Genomic DNA, 16,538 nt, shown 5'->3' on the forward strand with positions numbered 1-16,538 from the left:
GGGGCCTGCGGGGCCTGCGGGGCGCACGGGGGGATGCCGGGGCGGGTACCGCAGCCGTGGGGTCCATGCGGTTGCCTCCCTGCCCGTGCGCGGGTCGCGCCATCTCTTTCTACGGCACCCCACTGACATCACGGACGCCCGGAAGGCGGGTGCGACAGGCCGGGCGAGCGACCACGCTAGGGCTGCGGAGGCGTCTCGGCCAATCGGTTATCCACAGGCCTTGTGGACAGCAGTCCCGCATCTGTGGAGAAGGCTGCGAAACCTGTGCACAGCCTGGGGGAAACTCCTGTGGATAACCACATGATCTCGTCGGCGTCAACGCGCTGACCTGCTATGACACCATCCACCGCCTGTGCAGGGAAAATTCTCCACGGCAGGGATGAAGATCGCCACAAAGGGTGTGTGCACCGCTACCGCACGGGGTTGCGAGTAATGCTTGCGCAATGCTTTAGGCTCTTACCTGTGGATGACTACCGCCGCAGCGCACGCCGCCACGACCGGGAGATCCTCGCCCTGGCCGTCCCCGCCTTCGGAGCACTGGTCGCCGAACCCCTCTTCCTGATGGCCGACTCCGCGATCGTGGGCCACCTCGGCACCACCCAGCTCGCCGGCCTCGGCGTCGCCGCCACGCTCCTGGCCACGCTCACCGGCGTCTTCGTCTTCCTCGCCTACGCCACCACGGCCGCGGTCGCCCGCCGGATCGGCGCGGGCGACCGCAGGGCCGCCATCCAGCAGGGCGTCGACGGCGTCTGGCTGGCCCTGCTGCTCTCCGCCGTGCTGGTGGCGGTGACCGTCCCGCTCGCGCCCGGGCTGGTCGGACTCTTCGGCGCCTCCGGCTCGGCGGCCCCGTACGCCGTCACCTACCTGCGGATCAGCGCCCTGGGCATCCCGGCCATGCTGACCGTGCTGGCCGCCACCGGGGTGCTCCGGGGACTGCAGGACACCCGCACCCCGCTGGCCGTCGCCGTCGCCGGCTTCTCGGCGAACGCCCTGCTCAACCTCGGCCTCGTGTACGGGGCCGGGCTCGGCGTGGCGGGGTCGGCGTGGGGGACCGTCGTCGCGCAGAACGGCATGGCGGCCGCCTACCTGGCGGTGGTGCTGCGCGGTGCCCGCCGCCACCGGGCCTCCCTGCGGCCGGACCCGGCGGGCATCCGGGCCTGCGCGCGGGCCGGCGGTCCGCTGCTGGTCCGGACGCTGAGCCTGCGGGCCGTCCTGGTGATCGCGACGGCGGTCGCGGCCCGGCTGGGCGACGTCCAGGTGGCCGCGCACCAGGTGGCGATGACGCTCTGGGGGCTGCTGGCGTTCGCCCTCGACGCGATCGCCATCGCGGGCCAGGCCGTCATAGGCCGGTACCTCGGTGCGGGCGATGTCGCGGGCACCCGGGCGGCCACCCGCCGGATGGTGCAGTGGGGGATCGGCGCGGGCGTGGTCCTGGGCCTGCTGGTGGCGGCGGGCAGGCCGCTGTACGTGCCGCTCTTCACCCCGGACGCGGCCGTGCAGGCCCGGCTGGCGGAGGTGCTGCTGGTCGTGGCTCTGGTCCAGCCGGTGTCGGGGGTGGTCTTCGTGCTCGACGGCGTGCTGATGGGGGCGGGGGACGGCGCCTACCTGGCCTGGGCGATGCCGGCCACACTCGCGGTGTTCGCGCCGGCCGCCCTACTGGTCCCGGCGACGGGCGGCGGGCTGGTGGGGCTGTGGTGGGCGATGGCGCTCTTCATGCTGGCGCGACTGGTGGTGCTGGGGTGGCGGGCGCGCGGCGGGTCGTGGCTGGTGACGGGCGCGGTGCGGGCGTAGGCCGTCACGGTCCGGGAGGGGTGCGGCCCCGGAGGGACGCGGCCAGGGGCGGTACGTCCGGGTGCACCGGGGCGGAGAGCCTGGGAGAGCCTGGGGGCCGGACGAGGGCTCACGGCGCGGGGCGCGGGGCGGGCCCGGAAAGGCCGAGGGCCGGGACTCCGTGCGGAGTCCCGGCCCTCGGTGGTGCGGTCCTGCGTGGTGCACCGGTGCCCTGACCGGGCCGGTGCGTCAGGCGGAGACGACCGCCACGTCGAGCTTGGCCTCGACGTCGGTGTGCAGCTTGACGCTGACGCGGTGCGAGCCCACGGTCTTGATCGGCGAGGCGATCGTGACGGTGCGCTTGTCGACGGCCGGGCCGCCGGCGGCCTTGACGGCCTCCACGACGTCGGCCTGGGTCACCGAGCCGAACAGGCGGCCGGAGTCGCCCGAACGGACGGCCAGCTTGACCTGCAGGCCCTCGAGCTGGCCCTTGATCTCGTTGGCGTGCTCCAGCGACTGGATGGCGCGGACCTTGCGGGCGCGACGGATGGCGTCGACGTCCTTCTGGCCGCCCTTGGTCCAGCGCAGGGCGAAGCCGCGCGGGACCAGGTAGTTGCGGGCGTAGCCGTCCTTGACCTCAACGATGTCGCCGGCGACACCGAGGCCGGGAACCTCGTTGGTGAGGATGATCTTCATGCTTCGGTCACCCTCTCTCAGCGAGCAGTCGAGGTGTAGGGCAGCAGCGCCATCTCACGGCTGTTCTTGACAGCGGTGGCGACGTCGCGCTGGTGCTGGGTGCAGTTGCCGGTGACGCGGCGGGCACGGATCTTGCCGCGGTCGGAGATGAACTTCCGCAGCAGGTTCGTGTCCTTGTAGTCCACGTAGTTGATCTTGTCCTTGCAGAACACGCAAACCTTCTTCTTGGGCTTGCGCGCAGGCGGCTTCGCCATCATGTACTCCATCGGTGTTCACGATCCGGGCGGCCGCAGCCGCCCGGGTCGCACGAAATCTCGTCCGCTTGGCGCAGGATCTCCGAAGGGGAGCTCCTCAGAACGGGGGCTCTTCCGAGTAGCCGCCGCCACCGGCCGGGGCACCCCAGCCGCCACCGCCGCCCTGGCCGCCGGCCGCCGGGGCGCTGGACGCCCAGGGGTCGTCGGACGGGCCGCCGGAGGCCTGGCCGCCGCCGGAGCTGCCGCCCCAGCCGCCGCCCTGCTGGCCGCCACCGCCGCCGAAGCCGCCGCCCTGGCCGCCGCCGGACCGGTTGGCCCGGGTGACCTTGGCGGTGGCCGAGCGCAGGCTCGGGCCGACCTCGTCGACCTCGACCTCGAAGACGGTCCGCTTCTCGCCCTCGCGGGTCTCGTACGACCGCTGCCGCAGACGGCCCTGCACGATCACGCGCATGCCGCGCTGCAGCGACTCGGCCACGTTCTCCGCCGGCTGACGCCAGACGTTGCACGTGAGGAAGAGGCTCTCGCCGTCCTTCCACTCGTTGGTCTGGCGGTCGAAGGTGCGGGGGGTGGACGCGATGCGGAACTTCGCGACCGCCGCACCCGACGGGGTGAAGCGCAGCTCGGGGTCGTCGACGAGGTTGCCGACGAGGGTGATGACGGTCTCGCCTGCCATGGTGGTGGTTGACCTCTCGGGAGGAGACGTTCCGTTCCAAGCACTCCCCCGGCCGCCGGCGTGCCGACGGTGGGGAGTCCTGCGTTCTCGTCGCGTGTTCCACGTGAAACACGCGACGCGGGCTACCCGGCGCCCCGGAGGGCGGTCGGGAGGCTCAGTGGGTGTCCGGGCGCAGGACCTTGGTCCGGAGAACCTGCTCGCTCAGGTTGAGCTGCCGGTCGAGCTCCTTGACGACCGCAGGCTCAGCCTTGAGGTCGATGACCGAGTAGATGCCCTCGGACTGCTTGTTGATCTCGTACGACAGGCGACGACGGCCCCAGGTGTCGACCTTCTCCACGTTGCCGCCGCCGGTGCGGACGACGTTGAGGAAGTTCTCGATCAGGGGGGAGACAGCACGCTCCTCGACCGAGGGGTCGAGGATGAGCATGAGCTCGTAGTGACGCATGTGGAACCCACCTCCTTTGGACTCAGCGGCCACGGTCTCTCCGTGGCAGGAGGGTTGTAGCGTCGGCGCCGGTGGCAAGGACGGATTCACCGTAGCGGTGACCACTGACAGTGGGGGTCCACTGCGTGCGGGCCGCTCGCGTCTCCGCCCGGGTGCACCGGTGCAGAAGTAACAGACTACCCGCACCCGAACGGGTACTTGTCATCCGTGCCGGGATCGCCGCACCCTGTTTCCATCGGATGCGTGGCGCACCCCGGTGTGCGACGCTGCCCGCACAGCGCTTTCGATCCTCATCGAGGAGGCAGAGCCCATGTCTCATGCCGCCCGCCGCGTGCCGGCGTTCACCCTCAACACCGACGGCCGCCCCCACCCGACGGAGAACGCGCTGACCGCGCTGACCGTCGTCTTCGGCCTCATCGCCTTCATCACCGCCTTCTTCCCCGGCCTGCACCTGCTGACCTCCTGGACCGGTCTGGCGGGCATCATCACCGGGGCCTGGGGCCAGTACGTGTCGGCCACCACCGCGGAGCGGTTCCTCCTGGTGATCTTCCTGGGGGCCAGCGCCGTCGGCTTCTACCTCGGCCTCTCCCACGGCGGGCTCTTCGGCGGGCTCTGGTAGCCGGCCCGGCCCCTCCCCGGGCGGCACCCCCGCACCCCGCACCCCCGCACCCCGTACTGCCGGCGGTGCGGTCCCGCACGTGTCCCGCCGTCCGCGGCGGGGTGCGTGCGGACCTGCGGGCACTAGGCTCTCGGCCCACCGCCGCCGCCCGAGGAGGAGCGACCGAGCCATGAGCCTGCGCCTGGGAACGATCAGCCGGGAGGAGCACCTCGCCTTCGTCAGGAGCCGGCCCTCCGTCAGCCACATGCAGGTCCCGTCGTGGGGCGACGTGAAGTCCGAGTGGCGCTCCGAGTCGGTGGGCTGGACCGACGAGGAGGGCCGCACCGTCGGGGCGGGCCTGGTCCTCTACCGGCAGCTCCCCCGGCTCAGGCGCTTCCTGGCCTACCTCCCCGAGGGGCCCGCCATCGACTGGTTCGACCCCGACCTCGGGCGGTGGCTGGACCCCCTGCTCGCCCACCTGAGGGCGAAGGGCGCCTTCTCGGTGAAGATGGGCCCGCCGGTGGTCGTCAGGCGCTGGGACGCACCCGTGATCAAGGACGCGATAGCCGGCGGCCGCGCCCGGCGGCTGCGGGACGTCGAACCGAGCTGGTACGAGCCCCGGGCGTTCGACGTGGCCGAGCGGCTGCGCCGGGCGGGCTGGCTGCAGGGCGAGGACGGCGGCGCCGGCTTCGGCGACGTCCAGCCCAGGTACGTCTTCCAGGTGCCGCTGGCCAACCGCTCGCTGGACGACGTGCAGCGCGGCTTCAACCAGCTGTGGCGGCGCAACATCAAGCGGGCGGAGAAGGCGGGCGTCGAGGTCGTCCGGGGCGGCTACGACGACCTGCCCGTCTTCCACGACCTGTACGTGGTCACGGCGGAGCGCGACCGCTTCGTCCCCCGGCCGCTCTCCTACTTCCAGGGCATGTGGAAGGCGCTCACCGCCGAGGACCCCAACCGGATGCGGCTCTACCTGGCCCGCCACGAGGGCGAGGCCCTGGCGGCCACCACCATGCTCACCGTCGGCGAGCACGTCTGGTACTCCTACGGCGCCTCGGCCGACCACCGGCGCGAGGTGCGGCCCTCCAACGCCGTCCAGTGGCGGATGATGCGCGACGCGTACGCCCTGGGCGCCACCGTCTACGACCTGCGCGGCATCAGCGACACCCTGGACGAGAACGACCACCTCTTCGGCCTGATCCAGTTCAAGCTGGGCACCGGCGGCCAGGCCGCCGAGTACCTGGGGGAGTGGGACTTCCCCCTCAGCAAGGTCCTCCACAAGGCGCTCGACCTGTACATGTCGCGCCGCTGAACCCGCCCGGCGGCGGGAGCGGCGGCGGCAGGAGGAGCGGCGGCAGGAGGAGCGGCGGCAGGCCGGGTCAGGCGGGCGGCCGCTCCCCGGCGGGCGGGGCGAACCAGTCGCCGTCCCCGCCGTCCGGCGCCCAGGCCGCGTAGGAGGCCTGCTCCCGCGCCCAGCGGGCCTGCCCGAGCACGAAGCGGTCCGGGGCCCCGTCCAGGACGCCGCCGGACGGGTCGTCGCTGCCGTCCCAGCGCACCGGGTCGCGCTCCGGCAGCAGGATGTCCCGGACCACGACCGCGCACAGGTACAGCGTGCCCAGGACGTGCACGACCACCACCAGGTCGTACACGTTGACCGGGATGCCGTGCTGCTTGGAGTCGGAGGTGTACGCCAGGTACATCCACACGCCGAGGAAGTACGCGACCTCGCACGCCTGCCAGATGAGGAAGTCCCGCCACCGGGGCCGGGCGAGGGCGGCGAGCGGGATCAGCCAGAGCACGTACTGCGGCGAGTACACCTTGTTGGTGACGACGAACGCGGCGACGACCAGGAAGGCGAGCTGCGCGAAGCGCGGGCGGTGCGGGGCGGAGAGCGCCAGCCAGCCGATGCCGAGGCAGCACAGGACGAGGAGCACGGCGATCGCGGTGTTGAGCAGGCCCAGGCCGAGCGCCTGGCCGCGGATCTGCTCCGCGACCAGCCAGAGGGAGCCGAAGTCCTCCCCGCGCGACTTGCTGAAGCTGTAGAAGGTGACCCAGCCGTCCGTGTTCCACAGCACGACCGGGACGTTCACCAGCGCCCAGGCGGCGACGGCGCCGCCGAGCGCCTGGAGGAAGGCCCGCCACCGGCCCGTCCGCCAGCAGAGCACGAGCAGCGGGCCGAGCAGCAGCGCCGGGTACAGCTTGGCCGCGGTCGCCAGGCCGATCAGGACGCCCGCCGCGACCGGCCGGCGTGCCGACCAGTAGGCCATGCCCACCGCGGTCAGGGCGACGGCCAGCAGGTCCCAGTTGACCGTGGCGTTGAGGGCGAGGGCGGGCGCGAGCGCCAGGAGCAGGGCGTCCCAGGGGCGGCGGCGGTGGGTGCGCATCACGGCGACCACGGCGACCACGGCGCAGACCATCAGCATGCCGGCGTTGACCAGCCAGAACCACTGCTCGCGGTCGGGGACGAGAGCCCCGGAGCGGGGCGTGAGCCAGGTCGCGACCTGCATGAAGAGCCCGGTGAGCACCGGGTACTCCAGGTACTGCATGTGGGGGTCGCGGGTGCCGTCCGCGCCCGCCGGGATCATGTCCCGGTAGGGGAGGAGGCCCTGGGCGAAGCCGCGCCCCGAGAAGAGGTGCGGGATGTCGCTGTAGCAGGCGTGGGTGTACTGCGTGGTGGCGCCGTAGAACCAGCCGCTGGAGTAGCAGGGCGCCTTCTGGACCATGCCCAGCACGAAGACCGCGACGGCGGTGAGCGCGAGGACCCGGCCGGGGGTCCACCAGGAGACGCCGAGCAGGGCGCGGCGGCCGGGCGGGCCGCCCAGCACCTCGCTGCCGGCCGCGGCCACCGGGTCCTCGTCGGCGGGGACGACCACGGTGTCGGCGGGCGGCCCGGACGGCTCGGGCTCCGCGGATTCGTCATGCACGCTCGACCTCATGGCCGCCATACTGCCGCACGATCCGCGGCGCGGACCCGGCTACCCGGCCACGGGTCGCGGGGCGGGGCGGCCGCGGTGCGCTCCGTCCCGGAATGCCCGGCCCCGGACCGCCGCGGCCCGGGGCGCCCCGGAGCGGCGATCGCGGGCACGACCCGGGCCGTCGGCGGGGTCCGGCGCCCGGCCCCGGAAGACGCCGCGGCCGCGGCGGACGATGTCCGCCGCGGCCGCCCGTGCGCCTCGGGAGGGGTCTCCCGCCGGTTCAGCCTCCCGGCGTGCTGCTGCCGCCGCCGAGGAGGCCACCGTTGCCGTTGCCGCCGCCGGGCCTGCCGCCGCTGCTGCTGACCGTGGGCGTGGGGTCCGGGCTTGACGTGGGCGAGGAGGTCGGGCCGCCGGTGCCGCCGCCGGTGAGCAGGCCGCCGTTCCAGCCGCCGTTCCCGTTCCCGCCGCCGTTCCCGTTCGTCTTGCTGGGCAGGGGGGTCGGGGACGTCGTGGGGGAGGAGCTCGGCGGGGCGGTGGACGCGGACGCCGAGGGGCTCGGCGCCTCGGTGGTCGGGGCCGTGGTCGGGACCGCCGTGTTCGGGGCGCCGACCTCGTCGACCTGGGTGCCGTCGAGCGTGCCGGGCACCGGGAACGGCACCTCCGGGACGCCGTTGAGGGCGGCCTTCATGTAGAGGGTCCAGATCTCCGTCGGGTACGCGCCACCGTGCACGGAGTCGTTCACGTTGCCGGTGCCGAGGCCGTACATCTTGAGCAGGCCCTGGCCGCTGCCCGGGTTCTCGCGCCACATGGCGACCGCCGTGGAGAGCTGCGGGGTGTAGCCGACGAACCAGGCCGACTTGTTGTCGTCGGTGGTGCCGGTCTTGCCCGCGGCCACGCGGCCGAGCGCCTTGGCCGCGTGGCCGGTGCCGCCGTCCTTGGCGATGACGTCCTTGAGCACGTCGGTCACGGTGTCGGCGACGGCCGGCTTCATCGCCGTCCTGCTCTGCGGCGGCTTGAAGCCCGCCTCCGGGACGCCGTTGCGGCTCACGCTCTCCACCGAGTACGGGTCCACCTGGGCGCCGCTGGCGGCGAAGGTGCCGTACGCGCTGGCCATCCGGATGGGGCTGGGCGTCGAGGTGCCGATGGAGAAGGAGGCGTTGAGGGACGCGAGGCTCTCCTTGTGGAGGCCCACGGCGAGCGCCATGTTGCGGACCCTGTCCAGCCCGACGTCCTCGCCGAGCTGCACGAACGGCGTGTTGATCGAGTAGAGCATCGCCGTGCGCAGGCTGACGTAGCCCCACGCCCGGGGGCTCTCGTTGGTCTGGAGGAGGTAGGAGCCGTCCTTCAGCTTGACGTAGTTGCCGTTCGTGTCCCTGATCTTGATCTTGTTGTTGCCGTTGTAGCGGCTCTCCGGCGTGATCGGGGTGGGCTTGCCGTCCGTCAGGTGGGTCTGGACGCCGTACTCCATGGCGGAGGCCAGGACGATCGGCTTCATGGTGGAGCCGATCTGGATGCCGGAGGCGTTGGCGTTGTTGGTGAAGTGCTTGAGGAAGTCGGGACCGCCGTAGATGGCGACGATCTTCCCGGTCCTCGGCTCCACGGAGGCGGCGCCGATCTGGACGTAGCTGTCGGTGGCGCGGCGCTTCTTCGGGTCGAACTTCGCGGAGACCTTCTTGACCGCGGCCTCCAGCTCCTCGACCTTCCTCCGGTTGAAGGTGGTCCTGATCGTGTAGCCGCCGCGGGCGAGCTGCTGCTCCGTGATCCTGCCGTTGCTGTTGGCCTCGATGTACTTCGTGGCCAGGTCGACGAGGTAGCCCCGCTGGCCGCTGAGGCCGGAGGCGGCCTGGCGCTTGATCGGCTCGGGGAAGGTCTTGCACTTGTCGCGGTCGGCCTGGGTCAGGTGGTTGAACCGGACCATGTTGTCGAGGATGTCGTTCCACCGCTGCACGGCGCGCGCGTGGTTGGCAGCGTTGAGCGAGGGGTCGTAGTAGCCGGCGCCCTTGAGGAGGGCGGCCAGCATGGCGGCGTGGCAGGCGTCGAGGTTCTCGGCCTTCTCGTTGTAGTAGGCCTTGGCCGCCGCCTGGACGCCGTAGCTGTCGCGGCCGAACCAGCTGGTGTTGAGGTAGCCCTCGAGGATCTCCTTCTTGGTCATGGTCTTGCCGACCTTGAGCGTGATGAAGAGCTCTTTGAGCTTCCGGGTGACCGTCTGGTCCTGGTTGAGGAAGGCGTTCTTCACGTACTGCTGGGTGATGGTGGAGCCGCCCTGGGTCGCCCCGCCCTTGGCCATGTTCAGCACGGCGCGGGCGATGCCCTTGGGGTCGATGCCGCGGTCGGTCCAGAAACTGGCGTTCTCCGCGGAGATCGCCGCGTCCTGCATGGCCTTGCTGATGTTGGCCAGGGGCACGATCTGACGGTTGGTCGTGCCGGTGGTGGCCAGCGTGGTCTTGCCGTCGTCCCAGAGGTAGATGTTGTTCTGCTGGACGACGGCCTTGGCGAGCTCGGGCATCTTGGTGCGCGAGTACGCCACACCGACCGCCGCCGTCGAGCAGCCGAAGAAGATCAGGAAGGTGCTGAGCACCTGCTTCCACGAGGGGAGCCAGCGGCGCACGCCGCTCCTGCCCCAGCGCGGGTAGTCGATGAAGCGCTTCGGGGGCGGGGTGCGGCCCGCTCTGCCGGCGGGCGCCGCTGCGGCGGAGCCGGCGCGGCCCCCGCCGCGCTTGGCGGCCTTCCGCATCTCGGCCCGGGTCATCCGGGGCTGCTGTGCGGTGGGCTGGGGAGCGCCGGGCTGACCACCGCCGGGGCGCGGGGCGGCGCGGCGGGGCGCACCGGGCCCGCCCGGGGCGCCCGGCCCGCCGGGGGCTCCGGGACCACCCTGCCGGGGCGGACGCGGGGGGCCGCCTGCGGGACCACCGGCGTGAGGGGGGCGGCCGCCGCCGGCGGAGCCGCCGGGGTACGGGGGACGGCCGCCGCCGGCGGGCTGACGCCCGCCTCCGGGCTGCGCGCCACGGCGTCCAGGGGCGTTGCCGTCGCCGTGCGGCGGTTTGCGCCGGTGTTCGCTCATGCTCCAGCTACTCCTCGGCCAGGCGCTCAGGCCTGAAGGCGGTAGTCCATGTCGACTCCCCGCAGGCGGTGCGAGCGCCTGCGGGATTCCCCCGAATCACCTGCCGTCCGGACCTGTGCTGCCCGGCACGGCGGAATGCACCGGGGACAATGACGTCCCGTACTCCGCTTCGGTTCCCCGTTCCCCAGTGCACAGCGGACAGCGTACGCAGGCGCCGCACCCCACCAATCGGGCATCGTGTGCCATTTCCGGCAAAGCGGTCGCAGAACATTACCCGCCCGTTGCCCTGCCGGGCTCCCGGGGGTCCCGCACCGGCCTTGTGATCGCTTTCACCCACCGCTCCCCCCGCCGAGGCTTGCCCTGGAGAGCGCACCGGCCTATGGTGCTCGATATATCGAGCCGATACATCGCGGCGGCATATCGCCCCGATGCACCGGCTCGCGGCACGGGCCCCGGAGGGAGGCGAGGCGGAGATGAGCAGGCGTTCGGGAATCCTGGAGTTCGCCGTGCTCGGCCTGCTGCACGACGCCCCGATGCACGGCTACGAGCTGCGCAAGCGGCTCAACGTCCTGCTGGGCTCCTTCCGCGCCTTCTCGTACGGAACGCTCTACCCCTGCCTGAAGAGCCTGGTGGCCCAGGGCTTCCTGGTGGAGGACAACCCGGACGAGCAGTACGTGCCCGCCACCGCCCTCAACGGCAGGCGGTCGAAGATCGTCTACCGGCTGACCCCGGAAGGGAAGCAGCGCTTCGAGGAGCTGCTCTCCGACTCGGGTCCCGACGCGTGGGAGGACGAGCACTTCGGCGTCCACTTCGCGTTCTTCGGCCGTACCGACAAGGCCGTCCGGATGCGCGTCCTCGAGGGGCGCCGCAGCCGGCTGGAGGAGCGCCTCGAGCGGATGCGCACCTCGCTCGCCCGCACCCGCGAGCGGCTGGACGACTACACCCTCGAACTGCAGCGGCACGGCCTGGAGTCCGTGGAGCGGGAGGTCCGGTGGCTCAACGAGCTCATCGAGACCGAGCGCGCCAACCGGAGCGGCCGGAGCAGCCCCGACCTGCCACCGGACCGGCCGGAGCGCTGACGACGCGACAACGCGACGACCGACGCCGAGGTCGGAGCGCAGGAGCGGCAGGGGGGACTGCCGTCGACTGCAAGGAGGACGGGCCCGAACAGGCCATGCCGCACCGGACCGTCCGTGAAGCAACCAAGCTGAGGACCGCCACAAGGCGGTGGTCCTCTTGAGAACACAGGGAGCAACCGGAATGGGTTCGGTTCGCGTAGCCATCGTCGGCGTGGGGAACTGCGCCGCCTCGCTGGTGCAGGGCGTCGAGTACTACAAGGACGCCGACCCGGCCTCCAAGGTCCCCGGCCTGATGCACGTCCAGTTCGGCGAGTACCACGTCCGCGACGTCGAGTTCGTCGCCGCGTTCGACGTGGACGCCAAGAAGGTCGGCCAGGACCTGGCCCACGCCATCGTCGCCAGCGAGAACAACACCATCAAGATCTGCGACGTGCCGCCGACCGGCGTCACCGTGCAGCGCGGCCACACCCTGGACGGCCTCGGCAAGTACTACCGCGAGACCATCGAGGAGTCCTCCGAGGAGCCCGTGGACGTCGTCCAGGTCCTCAAGGACCAGCAGGTCGACGTGCTGGTGTGCTACCTGCCCGTGGGCTCCGAGGACGCCGCGAAGTTCTACGCGCAGTGCGCCATCGACGCCAAGGTCGCGTTCGTCAACGCCCTCCCGGTCTTCATCGCCGGCACCAAGGAGTGGGCGGACAAGTTCACCGAGGCCGGCGTGCCGATCGTCGGCGACGACATCAAGTCGCAGGTCGGCGCCACCATCACCCACCGCGTGATGGCGAAGCTCTTCGAGGACCGCGGCGTCATCCTCGAGCGCACCATGCAGCTGAACGTCGGCGGCAACATGGACTTCAAGAACATGCTCGAGCGCGACCGCCTCGAGTCGAAGAAGATCTCGAAGACCCAGGCCGTCACCTCGCAGATCAAGGACCGGGACCTGGGCGCGAAGAACGTCCACATCGGCCCGTCCGACTACGTGGCCTGGCTCGACGACCGCAAGTGGGCGTACGTCCGCCTCGAGGGCCGCGCGTTCGGCGACGTCCCGCTGAACCTCGAGTACAAGCTCGAGGTCTGGGACTCCCCGAACTCCGCCGGTGTGATCATCGACGCGCTGCGCGCCGCGAAGATCGCCAAGGACCGCGGCATCGGCGGCCCGATCCTCTCCGCGTCGTCGTACTTCATGAAGTCCCCGCCGGTGCAGTACTTCGACGACGAGGCCCGCGACAACGTGGAGAAGTTCATCCGCGGCGACGTCGAGCGCTGAGCAGAGCGAGGCGTTCGGCAGTGCGCCGAGCGCTGAGCGGAGCGAGGCGTTCGGCAGTGCGCCGAGCGCTGAGCGGAGCGAGGCGTTCGGCAGTGCGCCGAGCGCTGAGCGGAGCGAGGCGTTCGGCAGTGCGCCGAGCGCTGAGCGGAGCGAGGCGTTCGGCAGTGCGCCGAGCGCTGAGCGGAGCGAGGCGTTCGGCAGTGCGCCGAGCGCTGAGCGGAGCGAGGCGTTCGGCAGTGCGCCGAGCGCTGAGCGGAGCGAGGCGTTCGGCAGTGCGCCGAGCGCTGAGCGGAGCGAGGCGTTCGGCCGTGTGCTGAGCGCCGAGCAACGGGCTCTCCCCGAGGGGCCCCCGTCCGTGCAGGTCACGGGCCGGGGGCCCCTCGTTCGCGTCCGTCGGGGCGGCGGCGTGCCACCCTTGGCGGGTGGCGATCACCGACGGGCCCGCCTCCGTGCCCACCCCGCAGCAGGCAGCCGGACCCACCGGACCACCCGGGCAGCAGCCCCGCCGGGCGGGACCGGCCGCCCTGCTCCGGATGCGGGACTTCCGGCGGCTGCTGACCGTACGGGTCCTGTCGCAGTTGTCGGACGGCGTCTTCCAGGTGTCGCTCGCCTCGCATGTGATCTTCTCCCCGGAGCGGCAGGCCACCCCCGCCGCCATCGCCTCGGCGCTGGCCGTCATGCTGCTGCCGTTCTCCCTGGTCGGACCGTTCACCGGGGTCCTGCTGGACCGCTGGCGGCGTCGGCAGGTGCTCTTCCTGGGCAACCTGGGCCGGTTCGTCCTCGGGCTGGCCACCGCCGCGCTGGTGCTGGGCCGGGCGCCGGACGGGCTGTTCTTCGGCGCCGCGCTGCTGGTGACGGCCCTCAACCGGTTCATCCTGGCGGGACTGTCGGCGGCGCTGCCCCGGGTGGTGGACGACCGCCACCTGGTGACCGCGAACGCCGTCTCCCCCACCCTGGGCACCGTGGCCGCGACCGCCGGCGGCGGCGCCGCCTTCCTCGTCAACCTGGTGCTCCCGCACGGCACCGCCTCGGACTCCGTGCTGGTGGTGCTCGCCGCCCTGCTCTACCTGGGCGCGTCGCTGTCGGCCCTCCGCATGGCGCCCGACCTGCTCGGTCCGGAGCACCGCCCGGACCGGCCCGCGCTGCGGCAGGCCGTCGGCGAGACGGCCCGCGGCCTGGCGGACGGCGTGCGGCACCTGGTGCGCGACTGCCGCCCCGCGGTCCACGCGCTGGCCGCGGTGACGGTCACCCGCTTCTGCTACGGCGTGCTCATCGTCGTGGTGCTGATGCTCAGCCGCTACACGTTCAACGACCCGGCGGACGAGGCCGGGGGCATGGGCACCCTCGGCGTCGCCGTGGGCGTCTCGGGGGCGGGCTTCTTCCTCGCCGCCGTGGTGAGCCCGGCGGCGACGCGGCGGCTCGGGGTGGCGGGATGGATGACGGCGTGCCTGGCGGCGGCCGCGCTCTTCGTCCCGGGCCTGGGCCTGTTCTTCGCCCTCGTGCCGACGCACGCGGCGGCGCTGCTGCTGGGGGTGATCACCCAGGGCGCGAAGATCTCCACCGACACCATCGTGCAGAGCTCGGTGGAGGACGACTACCGGGGCCGGGTCTTCGCCGTGTACGACGTGCTCTTCAACGTGGCGTTCGTCGCGGCCGCGGCGCTCACCGCCGCGGTGCTGCCCCTGTCGGGCCGGTCGCCCGCGGTGGTGGCGGGCGTGGGGGTGCTGTACGCGCTGACGGCGGTCTGGTACGCGCGGGCGGCGCGCCGCACCCCGCCGCCGCGGCCGCACGGGGAGCACCCCGCCACCGGGTGAACGGGCGGGGACGGGGCCGGAGGCGCTACGGTGCTGGACTCGAACGGCCGCCGCAGCGTGCCGCCAGACGACGGGGGACCCCATGACCGCACCACCGCCACCGCCACACAACCCGTACGCCGGGCCCGGCGTGCCGCCGCCCGGCCCCTACGGCCCACCGCAGCCGCAGGCCCCTTACGGCTACCCGCCGCAGGCGCAGCCGCCGCAGCCGCCGTACGGCGCCCCCCTCCCGCCGGCGTACGGCCAGGGCGGGCCCTTCCCCGCCCCGCCGCAGCCGTACGGCGCCCCCGTCCCGCCGCCGCAGCCGCCGTACGGCGTCCCCGGCGGCCACCCGCCGCCGGTTCCGCAGCCCCCCGCGGGGCGGTCCTCACGCCGCCTGACGGGGGGACTGGTCAAGTTCGGCGTGCTCCTGGTGATCGCAGGCGGCTTCTTCGTCTGGCACCTCGTCACCAAGGACAGCGACCCGGACTACGCGAACGTCGGCGACTGCGTGCACCAGGTCGCGTCGGACGACGTCGAGGTCGTGCCGTGCAGCGATCCCAAGGCCGCGTACAGGGTGCTGGCCCGCTACACCGGGACCTCCCTGACGAGCAGGTGCGACGACGTGCCCGGGACCTCGGCCGCCTTCAGCGGCAGCAAGGGGAGCCGCAGGCACCGCAGCCACTACGTGCTCTGCCTCGGGCCCCACACGCCCGGGGCCGGAGCAGCCGCACCGGGCGGCTCCTCCTCCGGCGACACGTCCTCCGGGGGGACCGCCTCCGGCGGGACCGGATCCGGCCTGCCCGGCGTCACCTCCCCGTGAACCGCGCTCCGGACCGGGGATGACGGGTCGTCGCACCGTCACGATTCGGCCACCGGACGCGCTTCCTGCCCGATTCAGCCCACCGCGTGCCGGCACGCACTCCTATCGTTCGGGGCTGCGACCCGCCGCCACGGACACGAGGGACCCATGACCACACCGCCCCCCCTGCAGCCTCCGAGCCCCGTCCCGGCGGGCCAGAACCCCTACGCCTCACCCGTACCGCCGCAGGCCCCCGCACCCGGGTACGGCTTCCCGCCGCCGGGCGCACCGGCACCCGGCCCGGGCTTGGCCCCGCCCGCGCCGGCACCGGCGCCCGGGTACGGCTTCCCGCCCCCCGCGGGGGCGCCGATGCCGGGCGCGGGCTTCCCGCCCCCCGCGGGGGCGCCGATGCCGGGCGCGGGCTTCCCGCCGCCTCCCGGCCAGGGTCCGGTGTGCCGGTTCTGCGGCTCGGTGCCGGCGGTCGACGCCACCGTCCGCGGCCACCAGGGGATGGTGGTCATCATGCGGTTCCTCAAGCTCAGGGGTCCGTTCTGCCGCACCTGCGGCATCGCCGCACACCGGGACATGACCAGCAAGAGCCTCTGGCAGGGCTGGTGGGGCATCGGGTCGATGATCATCAACCCGATCACGATGCTGCTGAACCTGCCCCAGCGGGCAAAGATCAACAAGCTGCCTCCCCCGCTGCCCGGCGCCCCCGGCATGCCGATGAACCCCGGCAGGCCGATCTTCGCGCGCCCCGGCTCGTGGGTGCTGGTGCTCCCGGTGGCCCTGCTGGCCCTCATCGTGCTCGGTGCGGGCCTCGACCTCGCCGACGAGCCCTCGTCGGCGTCGGTCGGCGACTGCATGCACAACAGCGGCTCGGGGTTCAATCCCGACATGCACATCGTGGACTGCGGCAGCACGCAGGCCGAGTTCCGGGTCGTGGGCAAGATCGACGACGCCACGGACATCCAGCGGTGCGAGAAGTTCGCCGACCAGGGCGCCCGGAGCGGCTACTACCAGCAGCAGGGGTCGTCGAAGTTCGTGCTCTGCCTGGCCCCGAACAAGTAGTCCCGGACACGTGGTCCCGGACACGTGGTCCCGGGCGGCCGGCCCCGGGCCGTCAGCCCCTCACGGACGGACCCGTCCGGGAGGGCCGGTGAGGGAGTGCCCGCCGGGCCGGGCCGCGCC

Annotated in this window: 14 protein-coding genes; 8 read left to right on the top strand and 6 right to left on the bottom strand. The window is 72.7% G+C overall.

The genetic code is table 11. From position 1 onward, the window contains the following. The first annotated feature begins 432 nt into the window (after window positions 1–432). Window positions 433–1,791, top strand: a complete 1,359-nt coding sequence (locus LO771_RS07055; RefSeq protein WP_374228089.1) for an MATE family efflux transporter — start codon at window positions 433–435, stop codon at window positions 1,789–1,791. A 228-nt stretch (window positions 1,792–2,019) separates the two neighbouring features. Here the strand turns inward: LO771_RS07055 and rplI are convergent, their stop codons facing one another. The 4 genes from rplI to rpsF all read right to left on the bottom strand — a co-directional run bounded on the left by rplI (window position 2,020) and on the right by rpsF (window position 3,838). Continuing rightward, window positions 2,020–2,466, bottom strand: a complete 447-nt coding sequence (gene rplI, locus LO771_RS07060) for a 50S ribosomal protein L9 (protein ID WP_230649121.1) — start codon at window positions 2,464–2,466, stop codon at window positions 2,020–2,022. 17 nt (window positions 2,467–2,483) lie between these two features. Then, complete coding sequence (rpsR, locus tag LO771_RS07065) at window positions 2,484–2,720, bottom strand: 30S ribosomal protein S18 (protein ID WP_055590023.1); 237 nt, start codon at window positions 2,718–2,720, stop codon at window positions 2,484–2,486. Window positions 2,721–2,817: 97 nt separating this feature from the next. Continuing rightward, window positions 2,818–3,393 (bottom strand): single-stranded DNA-binding protein, encoded by a 576-nt coding sequence (locus tag LO771_RS07070; RefSeq protein ID WP_230649122.1) that lies wholly within the window; start codon window positions 3,391–3,393, stop codon window positions 2,818–2,820. A gap of 154 nt (window positions 3,394–3,547) precedes the next feature. Further along, window positions 3,548–3,838, bottom strand: a complete 291-nt coding sequence (gene rpsF, locus LO771_RS07075; protein ID WP_230649123.1) for a 30S ribosomal protein S6 — start codon at window positions 3,836–3,838, stop codon at window positions 3,548–3,550. Window positions 3,839–4,148: 310 nt separating this feature from the next. On the opposite strand from rpsF, the gene LO771_RS07080 reads away from it, so the two are divergent. Both LO771_RS07080 and LO771_RS07085 read left to right on the top strand, forming a co-directional pair. Then, window positions 4,149–4,457, top strand: a complete 309-nt coding sequence (locus tag LO771_RS07080) for a hypothetical protein (RefSeq protein ID WP_230649124.1) — start codon at window positions 4,149–4,151, stop codon at window positions 4,455–4,457. Window positions 4,458–4,626: 169 nt separating this feature from the next. Next, on the top strand, window positions 4,627–5,745 hold the full coding sequence (locus tag LO771_RS07085) for a peptidoglycan bridge formation glycyltransferase FemA/FemB family protein (protein WP_230649125.1): 1,119 nt from the start codon (window positions 4,627–4,629) through the stop codon (window positions 5,743–5,745). A 67-nt stretch (window positions 5,746–5,812) separates the two neighbouring features. Here the strand turns inward: LO771_RS07085 and LO771_RS07090 are convergent, their stop codons facing one another. Together LO771_RS07090 and LO771_RS07100 are read right to left on the bottom strand one after the other, a co-directional pair. Then, entirely contained in the window at window positions 5,813–7,369 is a 1,557-nt protein-coding gene (locus LO771_RS07090; protein WP_230649126.1) for a glycosyltransferase family 87 protein, read from the bottom strand. A 259-nt stretch (window positions 7,370–7,628) separates the two neighbouring features. Continuing rightward, a complete protein-coding gene (locus tag LO771_RS07100) occupies window positions 7,629–10,097 on the bottom strand; it encodes a transglycosylase domain-containing protein (RefSeq protein ID WP_255743914.1) in 2,469 nt (822 codons plus the stop codon). 785 nt (window positions 10,098–10,882) lie between these two features. Between LO771_RS07100 and LO771_RS07105 the strand changes: the two genes are divergently transcribed. The 5 genes from LO771_RS07105 (at window position 10,883) to LO771_RS07125 (ending at window position 16,418) form a co-directional block, all read left to right on the top strand. Further along, window positions 10,883–11,488, top strand: coding sequence for a PadR family transcriptional regulator (locus LO771_RS07105; protein ID WP_230649127.1), 606 nt, complete (start codon window positions 10,883–10,885; stop codon window positions 11,486–11,488). A gap of 181 nt (window positions 11,489–11,669) precedes the next feature. Next, the gene (locus tag LO771_RS07110) at window positions 11,670–12,752 is read left to right on the top strand and encodes an inositol-3-phosphate synthase (RefSeq protein ID WP_230649128.1); all 1,083 of its coding nucleotides are present in this window, start codon (window positions 11,670–11,672) and stop codon (window positions 12,750–12,752) included. 533 nt (window positions 12,753–13,285) lie between these two features. Continuing rightward, entirely contained in the window at window positions 13,286–14,566 is a 1,281-nt protein-coding gene (locus LO771_RS07115; RefSeq protein ID WP_230649460.1) for an MFS transporter, read from the top strand. An 82-nt stretch (window positions 14,567–14,648) separates the two neighbouring features. Beyond that, window positions 14,649–15,368: a hypothetical protein gene (locus LO771_RS07120; RefSeq protein WP_230649129.1), complete on the top strand. Its 720-nt coding sequence runs from the start codon at window positions 14,649–14,651 to the stop codon at window positions 15,366–15,368. A gap of 450 nt (window positions 15,369–15,818) precedes the next feature. Further along, complete coding sequence (locus LO771_RS07125; RefSeq protein WP_230649130.1) at window positions 15,819–16,418, top strand: hypothetical protein; 600 nt, start codon at window positions 15,819–15,821, stop codon at window positions 16,416–16,418. Window positions 16,419–16,538 lie beyond the last annotated feature (120 nt).

The organism is Streptacidiphilus sp. ASG 303 (assembly GCF_020991365.1).
Classification (GTDB): Bacteria; Actinomycetota; Actinomycetes; order Streptomycetales; family Streptomycetaceae; genus Peterkaempfera.

Excerpts from the sequence above, each read along its gene's own strand:
- LO771_RS07055 (WP_374228089.1), top strand. The coding sequence starts at position 433 with ATGCTTGCGCAATGCTTTAGGCTCTTACCTGTGGATGACTACCGCCGC.
- rplI (WP_230649121.1), bottom strand. The coding sequence starts at position 2,466 with ATGAAGATCATCCTCACCAACGAGGTTCCCGGCCTCGGTGTCGCCGGC.
- rpsR (WP_055590023.1), bottom strand. The coding sequence starts at position 2,720 with ATGGCGAAGCCGCCTGCGCGCAAGCCCAAGAAGAAGGTTTGCGTGTTC.
- LO771_RS07070 (WP_230649122.1), bottom strand. The coding sequence starts at position 3,393 with ATGGCAGGCGAGACCGTCATCACCCTCGTCGGCAACCTCGTCGACGAC.
- rpsF (WP_230649123.1), bottom strand. The coding sequence starts at position 3,838 with ATGCGTCACTACGAGCTCATGCTCATCCTCGACCCCTCGGTCGAGGAG.
- LO771_RS07080 (WP_230649124.1), top strand. The coding sequence starts at position 4,149 with ATGTCTCATGCCGCCCGCCGCGTGCCGGCGTTCACCCTCAACACCGAC.
- LO771_RS07085 (WP_230649125.1), top strand. The coding sequence starts at position 4,627 with ATGAGCCTGCGCCTGGGAACGATCAGCCGGGAGGAGCACCTCGCCTTC.
- LO771_RS07090 (WP_230649126.1), bottom strand. The coding sequence starts at position 7,369 with ATGAGGTCGAGCGTGCATGACGAATCCGCGGAGCCCGAGCCGTCCGGG.
- LO771_RS07100 (WP_255743914.1), bottom strand. The coding sequence starts at position 10,097 with ATGACCCGGGCCGAGATGCGGAAGGCCGCCAAGCGCGGCGGGGGCCGC.
- LO771_RS07105 (WP_230649127.1), top strand. The coding sequence starts at position 10,883 with ATGAGCAGGCGTTCGGGAATCCTGGAGTTCGCCGTGCTCGGCCTGCTG.
- LO771_RS07110 (WP_230649128.1), top strand. The coding sequence starts at position 11,670 with ATGGGTTCGGTTCGCGTAGCCATCGTCGGCGTGGGGAACTGCGCCGCC.
- LO771_RS07115 (WP_230649460.1), top strand. The coding sequence starts at position 13,286 with ATGCGGGACTTCCGGCGGCTGCTGACCGTACGGGTCCTGTCGCAGTTG.
- LO771_RS07120 (WP_230649129.1), top strand. The coding sequence starts at position 14,649 with ATGACCGCACCACCGCCACCGCCACACAACCCGTACGCCGGGCCCGGC.